The following is a 20,197-nucleotide window of genomic DNA, read 5'->3' as shown; positions in this document are numbered from 1 at the left end:
TGTGACTATCTATGTCCCTCCAAAACGGATATTAACACAGCAGCCACAATCACTACTGCGTATCAGTGATAGCCCTATCTCTGATGGCTTAGTTGCGTTTGTCAATCCAGCAACACAGTATACATCCGTACTAAATAAGTTTGTCACATACACTGGTAGTGCAAGTTTAGCGGTTGACGAATACGGTTATAGTTATGACTGCAACGAAACATCATCACCTATTGATATAGGTGCGGCCTCCGGCATCCAGTCGATCCTTGACCAGACTAAACCGTGGTCGATAGCATGTAAAGTTAAAGTCACAACTCTAACTGATCAGACTATTATTGGAGATCATAATACATCTGCAGATAACCTGTCGTTTTATCTAGCTTCATTAGCATCTGGAACATTCACGCTAGTGGGTTTTAAGTCAGATTATACAATAGGGTCGCAAATATCGGGCGGATCATCATCTTTGGGATGGCATGACATACTCGCTGTATTTTCAGGCGGCTCAAATTTTACAGCGAAATTGTATGTCGATGGTGTCTTAGTTGGCACGGGTTCTGCGTCTAGCGCACAACAAGCCACAGGGACGGCACTAAGATTAGGTATGCCAGGATCATATGCTTCGGCTGGCTTTAACGGTCAAATAGCTTATGCAGCCTTTTTTGGTTTAGATAAGTCTCAGTATGTAAATCAGTTAAAAGACAATCCTTGGCAGTTACTATCAACACATCAAAATAATTTATATTTTCAAGGCGCATCGGAAGTAGATTTATCTAGTGCGTCTGTATCAACAGCCAGCGCCAGCGGGACAATTACCAGCCAAATAGCGATAGCTGGCGCCTCTGTATCATCGACTATAGCGACGGGTGGCTTAAACAGCTCCATTGATTTGGCTGGTAGCGCGCAAGCGGCGAGCGTAGCAACAGGCGCAATAACAAGCATACTATCATTGTCAGGCGCTTCCGCATCAAGCACAATTGCAGGCGGTCAATTAACGCTAAATATGATTATTGCTGGCGATGCCATTGCAAGCTCTGTTGGTGTTGGTCAGTTGTTGATGGAGCAAGCATTATCAGGATCAGGAGCCGCGCAATCATCAGCATCAGGTAGCTTAGACGGTGGCGCAGGATTATCAGGCGCAGCAATTGCACAAGCCGTTGCATCCGGCGCTATCACTATGACCATGACGCTATCAGGCGCGTCGTTATCAAGCGCATTAGCTAGTGCTGGCATGGTAATGGATCAGCCATTATCAGGCGCGTCTATATCAGGTTCAATAGCGGCAGGCGATTTAACCAGCTTGGCAGGTGGGGCGTTAGCAGGTGCCAGTCAAAGCACGGCAAGCGCAACCGGGCAGTTATTTATTGATGTGCCTATATCCGGCGCGGCCACTGCCAGCGTTTCAGGAACAGGAAACATAACCGCAATTATGCCTATCAGCGGTGCATCGGCGGCTATTACAAATGCCGCTGGTGATCTTACCGTTAGTCTTGAAACTGATTTATCAGGTAACGCTTTAGCTCAAGTGTTAGCTGGCGGCGACATTAAAATGACGCTTACAATGGACGGCGCAAGCGTCTCACAGGCTATGGCAACAGCCGCCCTGTCTACTGATTTAGACACTAGCGCGATTTATGATACCCGATTTGAAGTAATCGCAATATTAAGAAATTATGAGGTCAGAGCATGACGTTAAAAAGATGGCCAGACAAAGACCCTGTTGAAAAGCTTGGGCTAACGTTTACTTTTGCCGACGCGATGGCAACCGGCGAAACAATTACAACGGTGAGCCTATCCGTAGCCGTTAAATCCGGCACCGATGCGAGTGCAGCGGCTATGCTAGATGGCGTGGCTTCGATCATTGCCGGTCAGGTTTTTCAGCGAGTCAAAAGCGGCGTAGATCAAGCGGTCTATTTGGTGCGATGCGATGCCACTCTATCATCAGGTCGTGTGATAGCGCTTGGCGCTCATTTGCCAGTTAAAGCGCTCTCATAACATTACGAACCAATACATAATCACACCATGCAGCCTCATTGCTACACTGCTATTAAGCCATAAATAATGAATCATGACACTTAGAAGCTTGGTAGAAGACCGGATAAAAAACACGATTACTGATTTTCGGGATATATCAGGCGCTTCAGATTTGCGCACGCTGCTTGCGTCGGCGGTGACACCACCAGGATGTTATATCTACCGAGAGAAAGCCACAGTCAAGCCCAATGCGATGCTTAACAAGGTCGTGCAGCAAAAAACCGAATACATTGGGCTTATTGTCGTAACTCGCAATGTCAGAGACGCACGAGGCGGCATTAATGCCGACGAAAGCGAGCAACTATGCGATTTAATAGAGACGCAATTGCTTGGCTATGAGCCGTCACAAGATTTTTCACCGCTTGAATATGCTGGCGGCGATCTAGTATTAATGCGTGACGGTTTACACTTTTGGCGCGAAGTTTACAAATCTGATAGAACTATCCGCAGCACTTAACCAGGAAAAAATTATGTCAGAACAAACAGAATATAAACCGGGTACGGCCTTTGTGATAGACCCCGAAAATGGCCTTGCCATACCGGAAGAGCAATATTTAGCAGAACAAGCGGCAAAGGCAGAACAAAAGCCAGCCAAGTCGATTCCAAAAATTACACCTAATGAGGCCTAACAATGGCATTAGCACAAAGAAAACGAGTCATCCTCGTTAAACTAGAAACTACCTACGGAACTGATTCATCACCTGTCGCCGCCGACGCGGTGTTATGCAGCGCATTAGAACTGACTCCTTTAGACGGTTCATCTGTTGAGCGTGATTTTATCCGTCCGTACTTTGGTAGTTCTGGATCAATCCGGGTCGAGAATTTTTGCTCGCTGACCTTTGATACTGAAATAGCCGGTGCGGGGACAGCAGGAAGCGCGCCAGAATGGGGGGCGCTATTAAGAGCCTGTAACTTTACACAAACATTGCTAGCCGCGCCGGTAACAGGAACCGCCACAGCAGGGACGACAACGACCATCACCCTTGCGGCCGGCGCTTCAGCGGTAGATGATTTTTACACCGGCATGACGCTCACTATCACGGGCGGCGCTCAATCTGGCACGGTGGCCAAAATAATCGGCTATGTGGGATCGACTAAAGTTGCTACCATCGGCAAGACACTGGCAGGAGCTATGGGCGCAACCAGTGCTTATAGTATTGGCGCAAATGCCATGTATCAACCTAATAGTGACTTTGGCACAGCTACAGCAAGCTCATCAGCTACCATCTATTTTAATGTTGATGGCGTACGTCATTCAATCAAGGGTGCTCGCGGGTCTGTCGCGTTCGATCTATCAGCAAAAGGCATACCTAAAATGAAATGGAAATTTACCGGCTTATTGGGGACTATTGCTGATGCTACATTGCCGTCAGCAGATTTTACCGGGTGGCAAGCTCCTGTTACCGTTTCGACTGCCAATACTACCGACATTAACCTGTTAGGCTATAGCGGCGCCGTCTTGCAGACCATCAATTTTGATATTGCAAACTCTGTTATTTACCGTCAATTAGTTGGCGCCGAATCGGTTCTGATTACCGACCGGAAGCCAGCAGGTAATGTCTCTATTGAGGCTACGCTTGTTGCAACTAAAGATTGGTGGACGGTCGCCAAAGACGCCACTACAGGCCCGTTTGTAGTTAAGCACGGACAGACAGCCGGTAACATTGTAAGTTTTGTAGCACAAAATGCACAGCTTGCAGATCCAAAATATTCTGACTCTGATGGCGTAGCGATGATGGACTTCAGTCTGATGTTTATTCCGTATGCCTCGGCAGGAAATGACGACATTAGAATTTGCGTTGAATAACGCCAAATAAACTGAGTTTTACGCCCGATACTCACTAAAAAATCGGGCGACCACGCATAAGAGATTATTGGCTTATGGATATTAATATCAATGTCTTCTTTAACGATAAAACGTTAAATAAGATTTTCACTAAACTTACAAAATTGGAAACCACAATGTCAGAATTTTTAGATCGCGTAAAAGCAGAATTAACTGAAATAAAAGACGCCCAAACAGCGGCACGTGCTTCTTTCGACTTGTTGATTGTTGAAGTACGTAAATTGATAGCTCAAGGCGATTTGACAGGTGCAGATCAGCTGTTAGTAGCAGCTCAGGAATTGAAAGACGACATCCTTGCGTCTGTTGCGGCTAATACAGAGTTGACTTCTGAAGTTGACGCTGTAAACGGCTAACAAACTAAGCTCAACCATTATTAATGCCGCTATTTAACGATAGCGGCATTTTTAAAACGTAACTCATTAATGGAAAAAACATGGCGTTTATTATAAAAAAAGACAAAAGTTATACATGGCCGATTACTATATCGGAGCCAGTTGACGGCGGCGGATTTAACGATCAAAAGGTACGTGTTAAATTTAAAATGTTGAGTCAGTCTAGGATTGACGAGATTATCAAAGATGAGGCAGAGCAAGACGCTGACATATTGAGCGATGTACTAATCGGGTGGGATGATGAGGCATTTAAAGACGAAAACGGCAATAGCTTAGCGTATAACGCAGACAATAAAGATTTAGTATTGTCAGTTCCTTTTGTGCGTGGGGCACTGGTAAAAGGCTTTTTCGCCTCAATTGCTGGAAAGGAAATAAAAAGAAAAAACTAATTGAAGCGGCTGAATATTATTGCTCGTTATCAGCGCAGGCCGATAGTGGGCAACTATATGAAGATGCCGCGTTATTAGGGTTAATGCTTCCCGAGATTGAAGAACATGAGTCTCATGACTTTGAAGTTTTTAAGGAAAATATGCCTGTCTTAGAGGCATTTTTTGTATTAGAAGGCAGCGCTTGGAAATACACAGGCATGGGCGACCTGATAGGCTTGGATGTCCAGGCTGCAAAGATAATCTGGGACTATCTACAGACAGAAATCACCCCTGATATTTTCAGAGGCATTATGCTGTTCACGAACACGGTCACACAAGAGCGCGGCAAGCAACGGAGTAAAAAATAATGAGCGACAAAAATCTTGATGTTGGCATTACGATCAAAACGACAGGCGGCAAGCAATCAGCTAACGAGATCGACAAGATAACCGCCAGCACCAAGAGCGCCGGTGCAGCATCGAAAGAGGCCAGCAGGGAGTTTGCAGCTATGGCCAAAACATTAAAAAAAATGTTTGCCGGTATCACTATTGCGACAATCACCAAGGACATACTCGATACAAACAGGGCAATGGAAAGCCTACGCGCACAGCTTAAAGCACTGTCAGGCAGTGCAGCTGAAGCACAAAGAACCTTTCAGTTTATCAGTAAGTTTGCAAAAGACACTCCATACGAAATCAGCGGACTTACCAAAACATTCATAATGTTGCAAAATTTTGGCATCAATCCAACTGCCAAAACTATGGAAGCCATCACTAACCAAGCCTCAAAGCTTGGTGCCTCACAAGAAACTTTGACAGGAATCACTTTAGCTTTAGGGCAGGCGTATTCAAAAGGCCGCCTACAGGCAGAGGAAATGAACCAGCTTACCGAGCGCGGCGTTCCAATTATGAAATTGCTGGCAGAAGTCACAGGGAAAAGTGGCGCAGCATTACAGGACATGGCGCAAAAAGGCGAAATAACACGCGATGTTATAGATAAGTTGATTGTAAAAATGGGAGAGCTAGCCAGCGGAAGCAATGCGGCTGCTATGGATACGCTGAACGGCAAAATAAGCAACCTATCCGACGCTTGGCATAACTTCGAAGATACGCTGTTAAATGATAAAAGCGAGGGCATATTAGCCGGTATTGTGGCAGGTGCTACAGAACTTTTGAATACCTTGTCGCGTAATATGTCCAGCGCACTCGATGAGCAAATAGCCCACGCTCAGGCTCGCATATCAACATTCAACAGCATGGGCAGCTTTGGCAAGATGGCCGGTGACTTTTTAGGCTACGATGTTAATGTGGAAAAAAACCGGGTCGATTCTTTAAATAGACAAAAACAAAAAGAAGACGAAGCGCATAGGCTAGTAGAAATAACTAAAAATTCTAATGCGGCAATCGCCCAAACTAACACATGGCTTGATGAACTAGAAGAAACGCAGAATAAGAAAAAGGTATCCAGACATGGCAGTGTATCACGGTCACATAGCAGTCATGTGTCAAATGTTATCAGCGCAGCGCAACGCGAAAGAGAAGAGTTACAGCGCAATTATGACTCAGAAATGAAATCATTGCAGGACAAAAACGCACAGCTCTCACAAACTCCAAGAGAATACGAAAAAACCCGTCTAGCGGCAAGGAAGCTGACTGACGAAATGATCGAACAGGCATTACGCATTTATGATGTGAATGTTGCCTGGGAAGCCAAGAAAAAGACCGAAGAAGACAGTAAAAACGCAATGGAAACGTTAATTGACCGCTACAACCAATTGACTTTATCAGCGCGTGAATATTATAAAACAAAACTGGAAGGCGAAGGCATAAAAGGCGCAGCACAAGCGCCGGTATTGGCGCAATTTGACAAGAATACGGCGGCTGAGGCGCAGAAAAAGGCGCTTGATGAATCCCGCCAGGCTATGCAGGATTATGTCAACGAGGTCGATAACGCCAAGAGTAGCATGGACGCATTGGCGGCATCATCCAATGATGTCTTTAACGCATCTATTGGCGGGACCAATCAGTTAGTGGGTGCGCTCGAAGCAATGGTGAAAGGGCTACATAAAAATACAGTTGAATTTGAGGAGTTGGCAAAGAAAAAGAAGCTGTTTGAGAATGTTAAGCTTGATAAAACCAGCTCTACCTACATGCAGGATTTGAAGCTACAAAATGACGCGCGCAAAAAATACGAAGTAGATTATCAAAACCTGCAAAACGACACGATCAATCAATATATCGGTGGCGTGCAAACCATGGCCGGGGCAGCGGCGTCAATGTTTGCGGATAATGAAGCTGCGCAGATAGCGTCCCAGTCTATTATGTTAGTCACGATCGGAATACAGGCTGCATTAGCGGTGCTTACCCAGGGCGGAGGTGATCCTTATACAGCTTGGGCGCGTATAGCCGCAATGGCCGGCCTAGTCGCTGGCATCGTGTCATCAGTTGGCGGAAGCTCTAGCGGGTCAATATCAATCCCACCAAATCCGCCAAACTCAGCCGATACCGGCACGGTGCTAGGCGACAAAACCGCGCAATCAGAGTCAGTTAACAATGTCACTGACCTATTGAAAAGCATCCACGCCGCAGAATATGCCGAGTTACGAGGAATTAACAAAGGGGTAGCGGCGTTAAGCGGTGGCATTCTTAATGCTGTTACCAAGACCTTCCAAACCGGAGCAATTACCGGCACAGAAGCGCCACACTTGGGGATGTCAAAATATAAATTAGTGTCTGGAGGATTAGCGACGGGGCAGGTTAATATTGCTGACTTATTAACTGGTACGGCAGATATAGCCGGTCAAATGTACACCACTGAGCAGCATCAAACGGGGAGCAAAAAGAAGCCGAAGTTTAGCTTTAAAGACTACTTTACACCGATGGAAAGCGATGTAGTAGAGTCGTTAAAAGGCATGTTTTCTGGAATTGGACAGACAATGAGCGAGGTTAGCGGAAAGCTTGGCCTGGACATTGGCAAAGATTTAAGCGAGAAGTTGAATGACGCTATTATCCCAGCATTAAAGATAGACATCATCGGCTTAAGCGGCGAAGAGGCCATAAAAAAGGTAAACGCAGTTATATCGACTGCAATGGATGACGTAGCTACGCAAGTATTTGGTGATATTGTAGGGCAATACCAGCAGCTAGGCGAAGGGATGCTTGAAACTGCGATACGTATTGTATCGGAGGTTGCTGTGGTTAGAGACGCGCTTAATCAATCAGGCATGACAATGGCAGGTAATGCCATTGAGTTAAGCGACGCGCTTGTGCAGGCCGCAGGTGGTCTTGAAGAATTTCAACAGCAATTCGAAGGCTTTTACGACAAGTTTTATACGGGACTAGAGAAACAAAACCGATTGCAAACAAGGTTAAATGAAACGTTTGCAGAAGTTTATATGTTGTTGCCACGGACGCGCGAAGAGTACCGCAAGAACATGGAGTCGCTTAACCTTAATAATAGCCTAGACCGTGAGCGATATAGCCTTATGCTGCAATTAAGCAGTGCTGCCGATCAATATTACACATCGATAGAGTCTGGTAATAACGACATCAAGAACAGCCAGTCTGCACGCTATGAGCAGGAAATACAATGGTTAAGATTAAGCGGCGATGAGATTGCAGCTGTCGCACTTGAGCGGAAACGCGAATATGAAGCGATGGAAGAAAGTCTTGTCCCTATGCAGAAAATCATCGATAAATACGGTGATCTAGTTGGTGAATTAACCAACTCATACAACACAGCAGCAGATTTACTGACTAGCACTTTTACCAAATTCTTCAACCTAGCAAAGTCATTGGTTCAGTTCCGTGATGCATTAAAAGTGGGGGATTTGTCAACAGGATCACCTGAAAGCAAATATAAAGAAAACAAGGCGTCGTTTGAATCGATGCGGGACATCATCAAAGCAGGTCCAGGTAAAACCGATGCTAGCGAATTGCGCTATCAAAACGCTTTGGTTGGATTGCAAGGTGCGTCTGAAAAGTTTTTGTCATCATCAAAAGACTATAACGCCAGCACTAAAAATTACGCTAAAGACTTCAACGATGTGATGAAGACTTTGACAAGCGGCGCTAATAAGTCGCTGGATATTGCCTCTGACGCTGAGAAACAGCTCAACAAACTGAATGAAATGGTAAGCGGATTGGCTAAAATCAATCTGTCAATTATCAACCTGGATGGCAGTATCGGTAAGCTTGATGGAAGTATTAAGCTCGTAAAAGGATCGACAGATAAAGCCCCAAGCGCAACCGATGCGTTGCGCGAGTCTATCAATTCAAAAAATGGCTTGAAGGGCGCTACTGATAGCGTTAAAGATAAAGTCAAGGAGCTGAATACCAACGGCGGAATTAAGGGCGCAATGGGCAAGGTCGGCGATGCGGTCGCAGGATTAACCGCCGCAATGATCGAAATGAACGGCTTGCAAAAAGAACGCGACAGGCTTGCAAAAGTGGCCAGGGACGCTACTAAAAAAGCTGAAGCCGATAGATTAGCTGCTCAAAAAGCACTTGACGACAAAATGTTGTCTAACAAGCAATCAGTCTATGGCGCGGTAGTCGGCAAGTCTGACCTTAACGCTATGACCTGGCTAGCTAAAAATAACGGCGTTGATGAGGCTACGGCGGCAACTTACGGTAAGTCATGGTCTGATTGGGCAAAAGCAATGATTGGCACTTTTGATCCTGGTAAAAGCCTTGATCAATACCAGCAGCTATCAGTATTAACCGATGATTTTAGAGGCTATCTGGCAGCTCAGGCAAAAGGGCAGCCATACGCGCATGACGGCTCTTATTATGCAGCAGAGTTCAAAAAAATTAACGGAAGCCATAAAGACGGACTGGATTATGTACCATTTGATGGCTATGTCGCCAAGCTACACCAGGGCGAGCGCGTGCAGACCGCTAACGAGGCACGCGATTCCGATAGAAAAGCTAACGAGGCGACACAAAAACTATTGCAACAAGTCCTTGAGGAGCTGCAAAACGCCAACAAGCAGCGCGGTGCTGTTGCAAAAGAAACGCTTGAAAAAACTGATAAAGTTATTGCTAACGCGCAAGCACAAACACGCGCCATTAAAAGGATACAAATATCATGAAAATATACACTGTTGAGGTCACTATTTATGACCCTTTGTATGCGTCTGAAATAACATACTATTTTTCCAGTAGCAATTTTGTTACCAAGCCCGCAGATACGCCAGCTAATACGGCATTTGAGCCAAGGGTGTTAGATGCTGGGTCAGTTGGAATCCATCTATATTCTGACGGTAAAACGGGCGGCAGGTCACAGCTAGAAATTGGTGAAGTTGTTCTGACTGGAACTGATGACTTTTTTGACGGGTGGCAGATATTTGGCGCAGATGGGCGGAATGTAATAATTAGGTACGGTGATGATACTTCAGCCTATCCGTCAGGATTTAAGACTATATTTTATGGTACTATGGACGGCATAGAATACACGTTCGATTCGGCAGTCATTCGACTAAAGGATAAAACCTATCTGCTTGAATCCCCATTGATAACTACAACTTATGGCGGAACTAACTCATTGCCAAATGGTATCGACGGCACGGCGGATGACATTAAAGGGGATGTTAAACCAAAGTTCTTTGGGAGCATTTTTAATGCTGAACCTGTATTAGTCAACACATCAAAATTAATTTATCAAATAAATAACGGCAATTTTAATACAGTATCAGCCGTTTATGTGAGAGGCAATGCCGTAACTTATAGCGGCACTAATCGAGCCAACAATTCAGCTATGCAGACCACGGCGCCAGCAGCGGGTACGTATGATACATGTTCTAGTGAGGGGTTGATACGGTTGGGGACGGCTCCAGACGGGCTTGTTACAATGGACGTTTACCGTGGAGCAACGGCAGCAAACAGGACAACTGCGCAAATAATGTCGACAATAGCTAGTAATATGGGTATTACTGCCTATGCGGCTGATGTGACAGCATTAGATGCTATCAATAGCAATGTAATCGGGCTGTATGTTAATGATACTAGGAGCGCCTCTGATGCTTTAGATGAAGTTGCTCAATCAATTGGCGCTTACTACTATTTTGATCATGTAGGGCAGTTTAGGATGGGACAATTAACGGACCCTTATGTTAAATCACCTGTAGATTATCTCTATGATTATGACATGATTGACATAAAAAGAGTCAATTCAAGAGACATAAATATTCCTGCTTATAGGATTGTCTATAATTACCTGCTTAATGAGACTGTCCAAACCACAGACATTGCCGGGGCTGTAACCGCAGCTAGAAAAAGCTGGTTAGCAAGAAAGTACAGGACTGTTATATCTGAGGACACCGCAGTTTTAACATGGTATCTTACATCAAAGCCGTATCAAGTTAATTCAAGGTTAACGGTCGCTTCAGAAGCGGCAACAGAGGCAGCGCGATTGTTGGCATTGCATAGCGCTGGTAATTGCATCATTGAGGTTACCATTGACATAGACAGATTTAACTATAATTTGATGGATACTATTTCAGTTACTTACAACAAACTTGGGCTTGCCGGTGGGCCAAGCTTTTCGCTAATCGGTTATACTTTGTCATCTAGTGACAATACCGCTATTTTATCACTTTGGGGTAGATCATGAGCAACGTCTTAATCGGTGTTAACAACACAATAGATTTTGCAACACTAACAGCTTATGGGAGTTGGTTGTCATCTTTGCCAATAGACAATATTAAAAACCGTGTGCTTGGGGTCGTGGCAAGGTCTACTAACGCAACAACAGCCAGTACAAAATTCAGGATTGATTTAGGTGCGTCGTATCCTGTCAGAGTTTTGGCATTGTGTAACCACAATATGAGCAGTAGCGCGACCGTTAAGGTGACGGCGTATTCAGACGCTTATACCACATCAGTTTATACTTCTGGTTTTGTCAGCGCGTGGCCTGATTCGTTCGAGGCCAGCAGAACGGGGTGGGATAACCCTAGCTCATCAACAAGAACTTACGTCACAAAAGAAAAAGAGAACTTAAGCTTTAATCATATTCAAATAATATCACCTGGCGTTAGTCAGAGGTATTTTCAGGTTGAAATATCAGATACAAGTAACGCGGATGGTTACGTCCAGATAGGTAGAGTGTTTATAGGACCAGCATGGACTCCACAGTATAACTTTGATTTTGGCGTCAGCGTATCGATAGAGGACCCAACTGAAATAAAAACAGCACTTAGCGGAACAGAATATTTCTATGTAAAGCCACCTTTTAGAGTAGCCAAATTCACATTAAACAATTTGGCAGATAATGAAGCCTACCAGTCTGTTTTTGAATTTTTCAGAAGGTCTGGAGTTTCTCAAGAAGTTGTTTTTATTTATGATTCGGCAGATACAATACATAAATTAAGGCGCTCATTTTTAGGAAGATTTAGAAATTCAGGCTTTATTGAATATGTAAATGCGGCCCAATATAAGGCCGAGTTTGAAATAAAAGAGATTATTTAATTGACTACTCCCCCACCTAAAGGAAGGGGTATCCTGGAGCTATTACGATGATCGACAAAATAATTAATGCCATAATTATGGTGTTTATTGCCTTATGGATATTTTCAATTTTAAGTATTTTTATATCATGATAACATCAAAACAATGTCAAGAAAGATATGGCGCGCCAGAGCTTGAGAGAGCAATGGTTATTTTCGACGTTCCGGCACAACTTGAAATAGGATTTATTCCTAAGCGAATATATTGCAATAAAGACTTAGTTAAGCCGCTTGAAAAAGCATTGAATCTAATTGTTTTAAGGGACTGTGCTAAGTTTATAAAAAGTTGGGATGGATGTTTCAACATAAGAAAAAAGCGAGGATTAAGCTCAAAGAGCTTACATTCTTGGGGGCTCGCTATTGATATTAATGCAGCTAGTAACCAGCTTGGGCATTATCCCACGTTAAACCCTGAATTAGTAAAATGCTTTAAAGAAGCAGGTTTCGATTGGGGCGGAGATTGGGCAAGGCCAGACGGAATGCACATGCAATTAAGTTCTTTTAAATAAAGTAATTTTGGTGTGCTTTGTATAAAACACACCAGGCATGTGCCTAATTTGCGTTAGTCACGGCTAAAACGGCAAATCTTGGTCAAAATCATCATACCAGCCAGATTGCGCTGGATGCTGCGCATTATTCGCCGGTTCTTGCTCACTGTCCTGGGTATTTTCTCCGCTTTTTTGCTCGTCCTTTCTTCCGCCGGCCAATTCAATATCCAGCACACTGGCTACCAATTTCGACCGCTCGCCGCCCGATCTATCCGTGTAGACCTCGATGTGTGGATCGCTCAGCACCACATTAACCAATCCGCCTTTTTGCAGATAGGGCGCTAGAGTTTCGGCCAGTTTACCCCACATCGCCTTTTTTTCCGTAGCTGAATGCCAGCGCCAAAGACGCTACCGGCTCGCCTGCCGCGGTAAAACGCACCTGGGCATCTCTGCCCAGCCTTGCTAATCCTGTCAAAATCATTATTAAACCTCAATCAAATTCCATCCGCCGCCGTTCTTTTTAGCGACCGGGACAACGTAAAAAAAACGAAATGGAAACTTATCTGACGCAAATTTCATCTTGGCCTTAGCGTCTTCAGTCGCAATAGCCATTGAGCCCTTCACGTCGATGGCTTGCAGTTCGAGGCCTTTCGTCATTACGAAAAAATCCACGCTCAGAAACGTGTTATCCGCCAGCCTGAGTTTGACAGCATCGAACGCGAACCAGAGCACCTCCCCTGCACGTTTTTGCAATTCCAGGTGCTGGCTATAAGCCGATTCTGTTTTATTCATCTGGCCGGTTTTCAATCGGCCCAGGGCGTAGAGTTTTTTGTTCATATCCTAAATTTCAATATGTTGTTGTTTTTGCTAACTATATAGGCCGATTGACGCGTGGAATCCGCTTTCAATCTAACCGCATTGCTCCACGCAAGCACGGTTAGATAAATTGGTACGAGCTTCGCAGCCATCCGAACACAGGCAACAGCTTAAGCCGCTGCCTTGTCCAGTCGATATATGGCTCCACTCACGGCTAACCCAGCCGCTTTTATATTGATGGCCGCGTTCTCATCTCTATCAAGAGACAAGCCGCCATGTGGCGCATTTGCGCGGTTAAAGTTCAGTGTGTTGCGGCTTTCCGCTTAACACGGCGTTAGTCACCTTGCGCTTGTACTGCGAAACGTGAGCATGTTTGCACTCCATGCAAAAACTAAGGCTTGAAGTGCCGAATTGCCATGCCACGTAATTCTTGTGCCTGTCGCAATCCGTTTTCTTGCACTCTTTGCCTGTTCTTGGCTTTGGGTAAAGTTCGTTAAAGTCGCTCATGCTCGCCTTGATCCATAGCGTGTCTTTTTCCACCTGGCCATTCGTTCATTTTTTTGCTCCAATGTATAACAGTTAATTCATAGTTGGCGGTGTTTTAAAGTAGCCGCCACTACTTCAGCTTTGATAAATTTCCCTTAAATTTTAGCCAGAGGGTTTACAATTTAGGCGTGTGAAGATTATTGAGTCCGCGCCTATTTTGCATCTATCATGTATTGTGCATTGCTGACATACACTGTTACGTCGTCTCGACGTTACGAGGTTGGGATGTTATCCCCGCTGGCTAGACTCTTTTAAGTAATTCGTTTAGTACAGCTTGAGCTGTATAATTATACATTTGTATATTGTCGTTTTGTTCAATCTTTTCATTAAGCATTGCAATTATTGATTGCCTCTCTGTATATGCTCCTTGTGAGTATGCCTGGTCAATCAGTTTCATTTGGTTTGCTAATGCTTTTTTAGAGTCACCTTCAAACAATCTTTTTATTTTAGTAATCATTAAATTTTACCAACGTTAAAATTAAACCTACGCCTATCATCAACAATAAATATGGCTCTGGAACAGTAGCTACCTGAGGCTTTACTTCGTTGCATCCTTCCCACGAATATAGGCATGGTGTTACTGTCGCATGATACTCTGGAGGGGCAACTGATTTATGGTACTTGTAAGGCATCGAATCATAATCCTTATAAAAATTCGGATCGTCAATGCCATCGGCAACAGCAAAGCCAACTATTGATATTGCAATCACCAACGCTACTATTAAATTTATTGCCATTAGTTTAAAATAGTACATCATCTTAAATTATCCTCATTAATTGCTATTGTTTCTGAGTGCAAGTACTTTAACTCAGCAAGGTTCGATTTTATACGCATCAAGCACGCTTTTTCATCGCGTAGATGAATTGACGGCTTTAAGTCTATATCGATTATTCTTTCAATGCTTTCAATTGTTTCAATTGTGTAGTTCATATCGCTCACCAAAGTATTAAATGTTTTCTGCATATATCGGCAGTTTGTTTTTGGTTATCTTTTCTTGCGGAAGCATAAGCAGCAGCAGCATCAGCAGCAGCTTTAGCAGCATAAGCAGCATAAGCAGAATAAGCCGCAGCATAAGCAGCATAAGCAGCATCAGTAGCATAAGAATACGGATACAAATAAGCATAAGCCGCCGAACGTCGAGCGGCATTATAAAGCTCTATTTCATCTATTTCACCATTGCCATAAGCTATTGCTGCATCGACAGCCGCAATACTTCTCTCATCCGTCATTAAATGACGGACCGTGTTAGCGCAATGACCTTTTGCAAGGTACAACTCTCTTTTATTTTCCGGATATTGTTTTGCATAAAACCACAACATCCAGTCGCCTCGATGACATTCATTCCAAGCGTCTTCTATTGTTCTGTCACCTACCCAGTTAATAGCGTCTATGCACGCACCTAATTTCATTAAAAGTTCTTTTGCTTTCATTTTCTTTCCTCTATTGGTTAATAAACGTAGGCCTCTCACCTACACGTCAATTTCATTGTGCCAAGGGCTTTTAACTTTCGTGGTCAAACAATTGATAAGATGGTTATAGTGTAAACTAACTTTTTACATACTGCAAGTTTTTATTCCCAAACTTCGCATGTTTCTTGGTCAAATTTTTCAATTGGTTCTGGATCAGGTTTATATAACTCATCAGCACGTTTAGCAAAACTAGCTTTTTCATCAGACGTTTTTGGTTTTATTTTTTTTAGATTGTTGTAGTCTGTTATTTCGTCGTAAAGGGTATCATCGATTTCAGCCTGGTACTGTGTAGATACAACTCCATCGGTTATTGACGCTGTGCCACCATGCTCGTTCACGTTAGCAACGTCCAGCGCCATAGCCAACTCAATACTACAAGGCATGTACTTAATGACCTGTAGTAATGGTATTTTGCGACAATACATTTCCCAGTATTTGTATGAGTAATGATTATTACCGATTTTGTTATGTTTGGTCCTGTGAGCCTTTAACTTTTCAACTGTCCACAATTCAATTATCGGCATAGCTGCATCTTTTACCCAGCCTATAGCGTAAGCATGGGTTATTTTGTTTTCGTCTATTAGGTTTGATTGCTTCCTGATTATCAGCTCACGTCTAGAGCCGTCGAAAAATTCCCAGTCTTGGCCGTAGATTTGGTCTTCAAATATAACGCCGGTGTAGACTGTGCCGCGTCCAGATCGATTAACAAGGTCCACAAGACCCTTCCATCCTGGTACAAAGGTACATGTATCTTTATATGGTATTAGATAGCCTGCTCCATTAACGCCAGGCTCCAGACCCAATTGCACAGCTGTCATTATTGACGCGGCAATGCTTTGTTGATTGCATTTTTGCAGCGCTTTGTTAGTACTAAACTGTGTTAATGCCAGTCTAGCCATTCTATCTGTCGTTAGATGCTTTGGTAATGCCAAAGCCATTTGTGGTTTTAGTTTGTCCAAAAATCCGTTAAAAATTGCTATTTCGTTTGGTTTGTTCATTTTGCCACCTATTTGTAAAATTTAATTATACAGCTCTTTGACGTCGGTATCAATACCATGTCGAAGATAAAACGCCCTTGATGTTAAAAGCTCTGTTACTTTTTCATTTTCACGCTCAAGTATAGAGTCCGGTATTTTTCTTATTTTTACCATGTGTCCAGGTGACGTGCTGACAAATATTAGATAGCTATCTCCTATTGGCATCCCAAGCGTATGACGCACCATTTGGCGTAATGCGGCACTCGTAAAGTACCCATGTTTTTCAGAGTGTTTAAATAACTCCCAGTCTGACATTCCAGATTTTGGAGTTATGGTTTTTAAATCATAGTCATCATTCCAATGCTGAGCATCAATTCGGCATTTAATGATTATGTTTTGCTCCCAATGCGCAAAAAGTGACCGTTCGCATATTGAGTTTTCTATGACATCGCCACAAATTGCATTAACGTTTTTAGCCATTCTTTCGGCTTTTTCGTAGTCTTCAGCTTCGATTATTTGTTTGTCTGCATTTTGTTTTAGCCAATAAGCTTTGTCCTCTTTCCCTTCATTTGTGCGTCCGTTAAATTTTGGCATAACCATAAAGCTTGACTTGTGCTTTTCAAGCACCATCTCATGTACGCAAGTTCCAAGACTAAAATAGTCTTGAGATCCCATGTCAAAGTTTTTAGCATTGTCCAGGTGCCGGTTGCTTTCTGAAAGCAAAGATAATTTTGAGCCACTTATACCCGCTAAAGCATGATAGTGATCATTCTCTATCATTACGCCATTTTTACCTGCCTCTAGGCATTGTTCAATTGTCAGTTTCATTTTCTTCTCTACTAAAATTTAATATTTCATCCATTATTGACATTGCCTCTTGGTATCCTTTTGTAAATAGGTAATTAATTTTATCTTCTTCATTCATATACCTTGTTTTTATGATTAATTCTTTTATTTCTATGTTTTTTAACATTCCGTAACCTCTTCTTTGGTGATGACTTTAAGCGCCCTGCCTGAGCATTGCACGTCTTTTTTGATCATTTCTTTAAACTCTTCTTCTGATAAGCTTTTCTTAACAGTTGCTTCAAATACTATTGTGTATCTAAACTTCTTATGCTCTTTGTCGAATTTTTGCATATTTGCTTCTATTGCAAGCAATTCGCTATTAGATAGTCCAGTGTTGATTCCGTGCCAATATATCTCTTCAATCCCTAGTTCTTCTCTCATTCTGTTTAATTCACTCATTTTAATTCCAGTTTGCAAAAACAACAACAACAGTGTATAGTAAAGCTTTACTAAGTACAACTTTATTTTACAAATGCACGAAGAAATTAAAGAAAAGCTACTTAACCATTTTGGCAAAAAGACTGAAATTGCTAGATTTTTAGGCACTAACCGGCAAACTATTAACCACTGGTTTAACGGTAGCGGTAAGCCTGATGTACGCAGCGCTATGAAGCTTGCCAAAGCTTTAGATATTGACTGGCTGGACATACGTCATGACCTGCGAGACGTGTAATTTTTTTACACGAGATACCGTTGGCGATGGAACTGGTATAGGCAAATGCCAACAGTACGACGACTATAGGGCTAAAACGAATGTCCTAGGAAATTTGCAGGTAGCGCGTGTAAAGCTTGGAAATACCTATGATAACGATGTATTTTGGCTTGGAAGCGGGGTAAATTGTGAAAAGTTTGAATTGGCCTAGTCTAAAATTCGCGCCTGTTAATCTGTGGTCGGCTCCTAAACGGTGCTGTAATCATACACACTACATGTATTTATATGGCTCTAAAGAGCGATGGTGCTATGACTGCGGGCGGATTGAGAAAATAACAAATGATATGCCGGTACATACTAGGTAATATTGGAATCCGCTTTCAAACTGACCGCTGTAGCGGTAGCGTAAGCGGTTCGGCTTGAGCGTTGAGTTATACATCGAGGCATAAAAAAACCACTAAGCAATTTGGTTAAATTAACCAAACCGATAGTGGCCGTGTTGCCATATTATAACATAGGTTAATATGTTTTTTTCATGGGAATCCGCAATGAGAGAAGTTAAACGGATTAGAGATAATGGCGGAAAGGCTATGATGTCTAAAAAATGGTACGGGTGGATAGTGGTGGAGTATAACGCTAACGTAACCGGACCTTGCGCCGGAAGGAGATAAATCATGAGCACAACGCCTATTGCGCAAGGTCCGGTTGACGTAAATGTTGGGCAGCTACGCGTGTGGCTTGAACAGCAGGGATTCTGCTTTGGGAATAACCAGGTTCGCGGACAAATGAACGACTGCGACTGGTACGCATGGCGGCGCAGCACGTTGAGCGCGCGAGACTGCGACTGCAACGGGCCGAAGATGCAGATTGTTTTGACTCCGCACTCATACGAACTAGACGGGAAGCGGTGGGAAAGCGTGGCAGCCGATGTCACCGGAGAATGCGCTGGCGTTTGGTACAAACTCCAAGCATACAGCATGACGCCAACAGAACTTGTAGCACGGCTAGACGAGGTTGAAGGCGCTCTGATACGGGCGTGGAATTCGTTGATGCCCAACGCAGAGCTAACCGGGCGCGGCAAGGAAAGCTGAACAATGAAACCAAATTATAACCGCGCTCCTGTTGAGCGCACTGTTAGAGGTGAATGCTATGGGATTTGGAAAACGGAAACCAGCTGTAACTACAAAAAGAATTTATAAATGTATAACTTGTGGCACAGAGAAATGCGGGTCAAAATCGCCAGAATTTTGCAAAAAATGCAAAGGCACTGTTTTCTCGTTCCGTATTGAGAAAGATAAAAAATTAATTATGTGACACTCTAACGCAATAATAACGGGACGCGGCGAATAGCCGTATTTTTAAACATAGATTAGGGCCGCGTTCCCGTTGATTTACGGGTTAGGCCGGGGATTTAACAATGGTACTAAGCAAAACAGAGTATAGAAAATTAAAACAAGAACTTGATTCGCGCATCGGACACTTGCGCGATTTATTTGAAAGCCGTGAGTTAAAAACAAGCTCAGAAGGAGCAGTAAGAGGATCGTGGGCGCATCCAGAAACAATGTGCTCTACCGTTGGTTCTGCTACTGATATTCGGATTGCAATTGCCGATTTTAAAACAATCCTATCCGAAATAGGGCGGCTAAAGTAGGGCCTAACGCAGAACTAAGGCGCGCCGCTGACGAATTTTAAACAATACCGCGATGCTTAACGGCGTCGCCTTGAGTGCCGTGTTATGCGGCTGGGGACTGAATTAATGCAAATGCTTACACTACCAATAAAATGCTTCTGGGTAACATGCCGAGAAGACGAAGATTTGAATGAGGAATTTGGTGCCGCACAATTTGACGAGGCCGATGACTACCTTAATCAACAGCGGAAACTTTGGCCTGGCAAACAAATTGAAATAATTGCCGAGATTGACGCATAACTCACCTGAAACCGCAAATAATCAAGCTATCCAACAAAAAAGAATAATCGAAATGGTATATTTTCATTTATAAAACTCCTTTTTGTGAGTTGATTGCACGATAGATCTTAGCTCTCTCTGAATAACTTTCTTTGTTTTCTTCATAGTGTTTTTTATGGCGTTCTGATATTTTTTCTTTGTTTGCTTCGCGGTATTTTGCATAGTGTTTTTTATTAATTTCTAATTGTTTTTCTCTATTTTCTTCTCGGTATTTTTTCTTTCTGGCTGATATTTTTTCTTTGTTTTCTTCATTGTATTTTTTATTATATTTTTTCTTTCTAGCTAATATTTTTTCTTT

At 43.2% G+C, this 20,197-nt stretch carries 27 protein-coding genes; 15 read left to right on the top strand and 12 right to left on the bottom strand.

Going from position 1 to position 20,197, the window contains the following annotated elements; all coding sequences use genetic code 11:
- Position 1: 1 nt before the first annotated feature.
- The 12 genes from M0R47_RS15910 to M0R47_RS15855 all read left to right on the top strand — a co-directional run bounded on the left by M0R47_RS15910 (position 2) and on the right by M0R47_RS15855 (position 12,644).
- Complete coding sequence (locus M0R47_RS15910; RefSeq protein WP_292556583.1) at positions 2–1,681, top strand: LamG-like jellyroll fold domain-containing protein; 1,680 nt, start codon at positions 2–4, stop codon at positions 1,679–1,681.
- Positions 1,678–1,986 (top strand): hypothetical protein, encoded by a 309-nt coding sequence (locus tag M0R47_RS15905; protein WP_292556581.1) that lies wholly within the window; start codon positions 1,678–1,680, stop codon positions 1,984–1,986. The genes M0R47_RS15910 and M0R47_RS15905 overlap by 4 nt, the downstream gene beginning before the upstream one ends.
- A 73-nt stretch (positions 1,987–2,059) precedes the next feature.
- Entirely contained in the window at positions 2,060–2,482 is a 423-nt protein-coding gene (locus tag M0R47_RS15900) for a hypothetical protein (RefSeq protein ID WP_292556579.1), read from the top strand.
- 13 nt (positions 2,483–2,495) lie between these two features.
- Complete coding sequence (locus M0R47_RS15895; RefSeq protein WP_292556577.1) at positions 2,496–2,654, top strand: hypothetical protein; 159 nt, start codon at positions 2,496–2,498, stop codon at positions 2,652–2,654.
- A 2-nt stretch (positions 2,655–2,656) separates the two neighbouring features.
- On the top strand, positions 2,657–3,832 hold the full coding sequence (locus M0R47_RS15890) for a hypothetical protein (RefSeq protein ID WP_292556575.1): 1,176 nt from the start codon (positions 2,657–2,659) through the stop codon (positions 3,830–3,832).
- A gap of 74 nt (positions 3,833–3,906) precedes the next feature.
- On the top strand, positions 3,907–4,224 hold the full coding sequence (locus M0R47_RS15885; protein WP_292556573.1) for a hypothetical protein: 318 nt from the start codon (positions 3,907–3,909) through the stop codon (positions 4,222–4,224).
- An 80-nt stretch (positions 4,225–4,304) separates the two neighbouring features.
- Positions 4,305–4,652: a hypothetical protein gene (locus M0R47_RS15880; RefSeq protein WP_292556571.1), complete on the top strand. Its 348-nt coding sequence runs from the start codon at positions 4,305–4,307 to the stop codon at positions 4,650–4,652.
- A gap of 83 nt (positions 4,653–4,735) precedes the next feature.
- Positions 4,736–4,999: a hypothetical protein gene (locus tag M0R47_RS15875; RefSeq protein WP_292556570.1), complete on the top strand. Its 264-nt coding sequence runs from the start codon at positions 4,736–4,738 to the stop codon at positions 4,997–4,999.
- Entirely contained in the window at positions 4,999–9,723 is a 4,725-nt protein-coding gene (locus M0R47_RS15870; protein WP_292556568.1) for a tape measure protein, read from the top strand. The genes M0R47_RS15875 and M0R47_RS15870 overlap by 1 nt, the downstream gene beginning before the upstream one ends.
- On the top strand, positions 9,720–11,243 hold the full coding sequence (locus tag M0R47_RS15865; RefSeq protein WP_292556566.1) for a hypothetical protein: 1,524 nt from the start codon (positions 9,720–9,722) through the stop codon (positions 11,241–11,243). Before M0R47_RS15870 ends, M0R47_RS15865 begins: the two co-directional genes overlap by 4 nt.
- Positions 11,240–12,097: a hypothetical protein gene (locus M0R47_RS15860; RefSeq protein WP_292556564.1), complete on the top strand. Its 858-nt coding sequence runs from the start codon at positions 11,240–11,242 to the stop codon at positions 12,095–12,097. Before M0R47_RS15865 ends, M0R47_RS15860 begins: the two co-directional genes overlap by 4 nt.
- A gap of 94 nt (positions 12,098–12,191) precedes the next feature.
- A complete protein-coding gene (locus tag M0R47_RS15855; protein WP_292556562.1) occupies positions 12,192–12,644 on the top strand; it encodes a M15 family metallopeptidase in 453 nt (150 codons plus the stop codon).
- Between the two features lie 63 nt (positions 12,645–12,707).
- Here M0R47_RS15855 and M0R47_RS15850 read toward each other — a convergent pair whose 3' ends face one another.
- The 11 genes from M0R47_RS15850 to M0R47_RS15800 form a co-directional block, all read right to left on the bottom strand.
- The gene (locus M0R47_RS15850) at positions 12,708–12,992 is read right to left on the bottom strand and encodes a hypothetical protein (RefSeq protein WP_292556560.1); all 285 of its coding nucleotides are present in this window, start codon (positions 12,990–12,992) and stop codon (positions 12,708–12,710) included.
- Positions 12,982–13,104, bottom strand: a complete 123-nt coding sequence (locus tag M0R47_RS15845) for a hypothetical protein (RefSeq protein WP_292556558.1) — start codon at positions 13,102–13,104, stop codon at positions 12,982–12,984. The genes M0R47_RS15850 and M0R47_RS15845 overlap by 11 nt, the downstream gene beginning before the upstream one ends.
- A 2-nt stretch (positions 13,105–13,106) precedes the next feature.
- Positions 13,107–13,415, bottom strand: a complete 309-nt coding sequence (locus M0R47_RS15840; protein ID WP_292556556.1) for a hypothetical protein — start codon at positions 13,413–13,415, stop codon at positions 13,107–13,109.
- Positions 13,416–14,226: 811 nt separating this feature from the next.
- Complete coding sequence (locus M0R47_RS15835) at positions 14,227–14,442, bottom strand: hypothetical protein (protein WP_292556554.1); 216 nt, start codon at positions 14,440–14,442, stop codon at positions 14,227–14,229.
- Complete coding sequence (locus M0R47_RS15830) at positions 14,432–14,743, bottom strand: hypothetical protein (RefSeq protein ID WP_292556552.1); 312 nt, start codon at positions 14,741–14,743, stop codon at positions 14,432–14,434. Before M0R47_RS15830 ends, M0R47_RS15835 begins: the two co-directional genes overlap by 11 nt.
- Positions 14,740–14,916, bottom strand: coding sequence for a hypothetical protein (locus tag M0R47_RS15825; protein WP_292556550.1), 177 nt, complete (start codon positions 14,914–14,916; stop codon positions 14,740–14,742). Before M0R47_RS15825 ends, M0R47_RS15830 begins: the two co-directional genes overlap by 4 nt.
- Positions 14,917–14,921: 5 nt before the next feature.
- Complete coding sequence (locus M0R47_RS15820) at positions 14,922–15,416, bottom strand: hypothetical protein (RefSeq protein WP_292556548.1); 495 nt, start codon at positions 15,414–15,416, stop codon at positions 14,922–14,924.
- Between the two features lie 140 nt (positions 15,417–15,556).
- Positions 15,557–16,453 carry a recombinase RecT gene (locus M0R47_RS15815; protein ID WP_292556546.1) on the bottom strand — a complete coding sequence of 299 codons (897 nt, stop codon included), beginning with the start codon at positions 16,451–16,453 and terminating at the stop codon, positions 15,557–15,559.
- Positions 16,454–16,474: 21 nt separating this feature from the next.
- Complete coding sequence (locus M0R47_RS15810) at positions 16,475–17,260, bottom strand: hypothetical protein (protein ID WP_292556544.1); 786 nt, start codon at positions 17,258–17,260, stop codon at positions 16,475–16,477.
- Positions 17,244–17,405 carry a hypothetical protein gene (locus M0R47_RS15805; RefSeq protein ID WP_292556542.1) on the bottom strand — a complete coding sequence of 54 codons (162 nt, stop codon included), beginning with the start codon at positions 17,403–17,405 and terminating at the stop codon, positions 17,244–17,246. Before M0R47_RS15805 ends, M0R47_RS15810 begins: the two co-directional genes overlap by 17 nt.
- Positions 17,399–17,677 (bottom strand): hypothetical protein, encoded by a 279-nt coding sequence (locus tag M0R47_RS15800; protein WP_292556540.1) that lies wholly within the window; start codon positions 17,675–17,677, stop codon positions 17,399–17,401. The genes M0R47_RS15805 and M0R47_RS15800 overlap by 7 nt, the downstream gene beginning before the upstream one ends.
- 73 nt (positions 17,678–17,750) lie before the next feature.
- On the opposite strand from M0R47_RS15800, the gene M0R47_RS15795 reads away from it, so the two are divergent.
- From M0R47_RS15795 to M0R47_RS15785, 3 genes are all read left to right on the top strand, one after another.
- A complete protein-coding gene (locus tag M0R47_RS15795; protein ID WP_292556538.1) occupies positions 17,751–17,951 on the top strand; it encodes a helix-turn-helix transcriptional regulator in 201 nt (66 codons plus the stop codon).
- A 653-nt stretch (positions 17,952–18,604) separates the two neighbouring features.
- Positions 18,605–19,021 (top strand): hypothetical protein, encoded by a 417-nt coding sequence (locus tag M0R47_RS15790; protein WP_292556536.1) that lies wholly within the window; start codon positions 18,605–18,607, stop codon positions 19,019–19,021.
- A gap of 326 nt (positions 19,022–19,347) precedes the next feature.
- Positions 19,348–19,581 carry a hypothetical protein gene (locus tag M0R47_RS15785; protein WP_292556534.1) on the top strand — a complete coding sequence of 78 codons (234 nt, stop codon included), beginning with the start codon at positions 19,348–19,350 and terminating at the stop codon, positions 19,579–19,581.
- Positions 19,582–19,927: 346 nt separating this feature from the next.
- Here the strand turns inward: M0R47_RS15785 and M0R47_RS15780 are convergent.
- On the bottom strand, positions 19,928–20,197 hold a 270-nt coding region (locus M0R47_RS15780), incomplete at its 5' end, for a hypothetical protein (RefSeq protein ID WP_292556532.1).

The sequence above is a fragment of the Methylobacter sp. genome (genome assembly GCF_023227905.1).
In the GTDB taxonomy this organism is placed as follows: Bacteria; Pseudomonadota; Gammaproteobacteria; order Methylococcales; family Methylomonadaceae; genus Methylobacter_A.
Note: the sequence above shows the minus strand (reverse complement) of the source record. Positions and strands in the feature narration are given on the sequence as shown.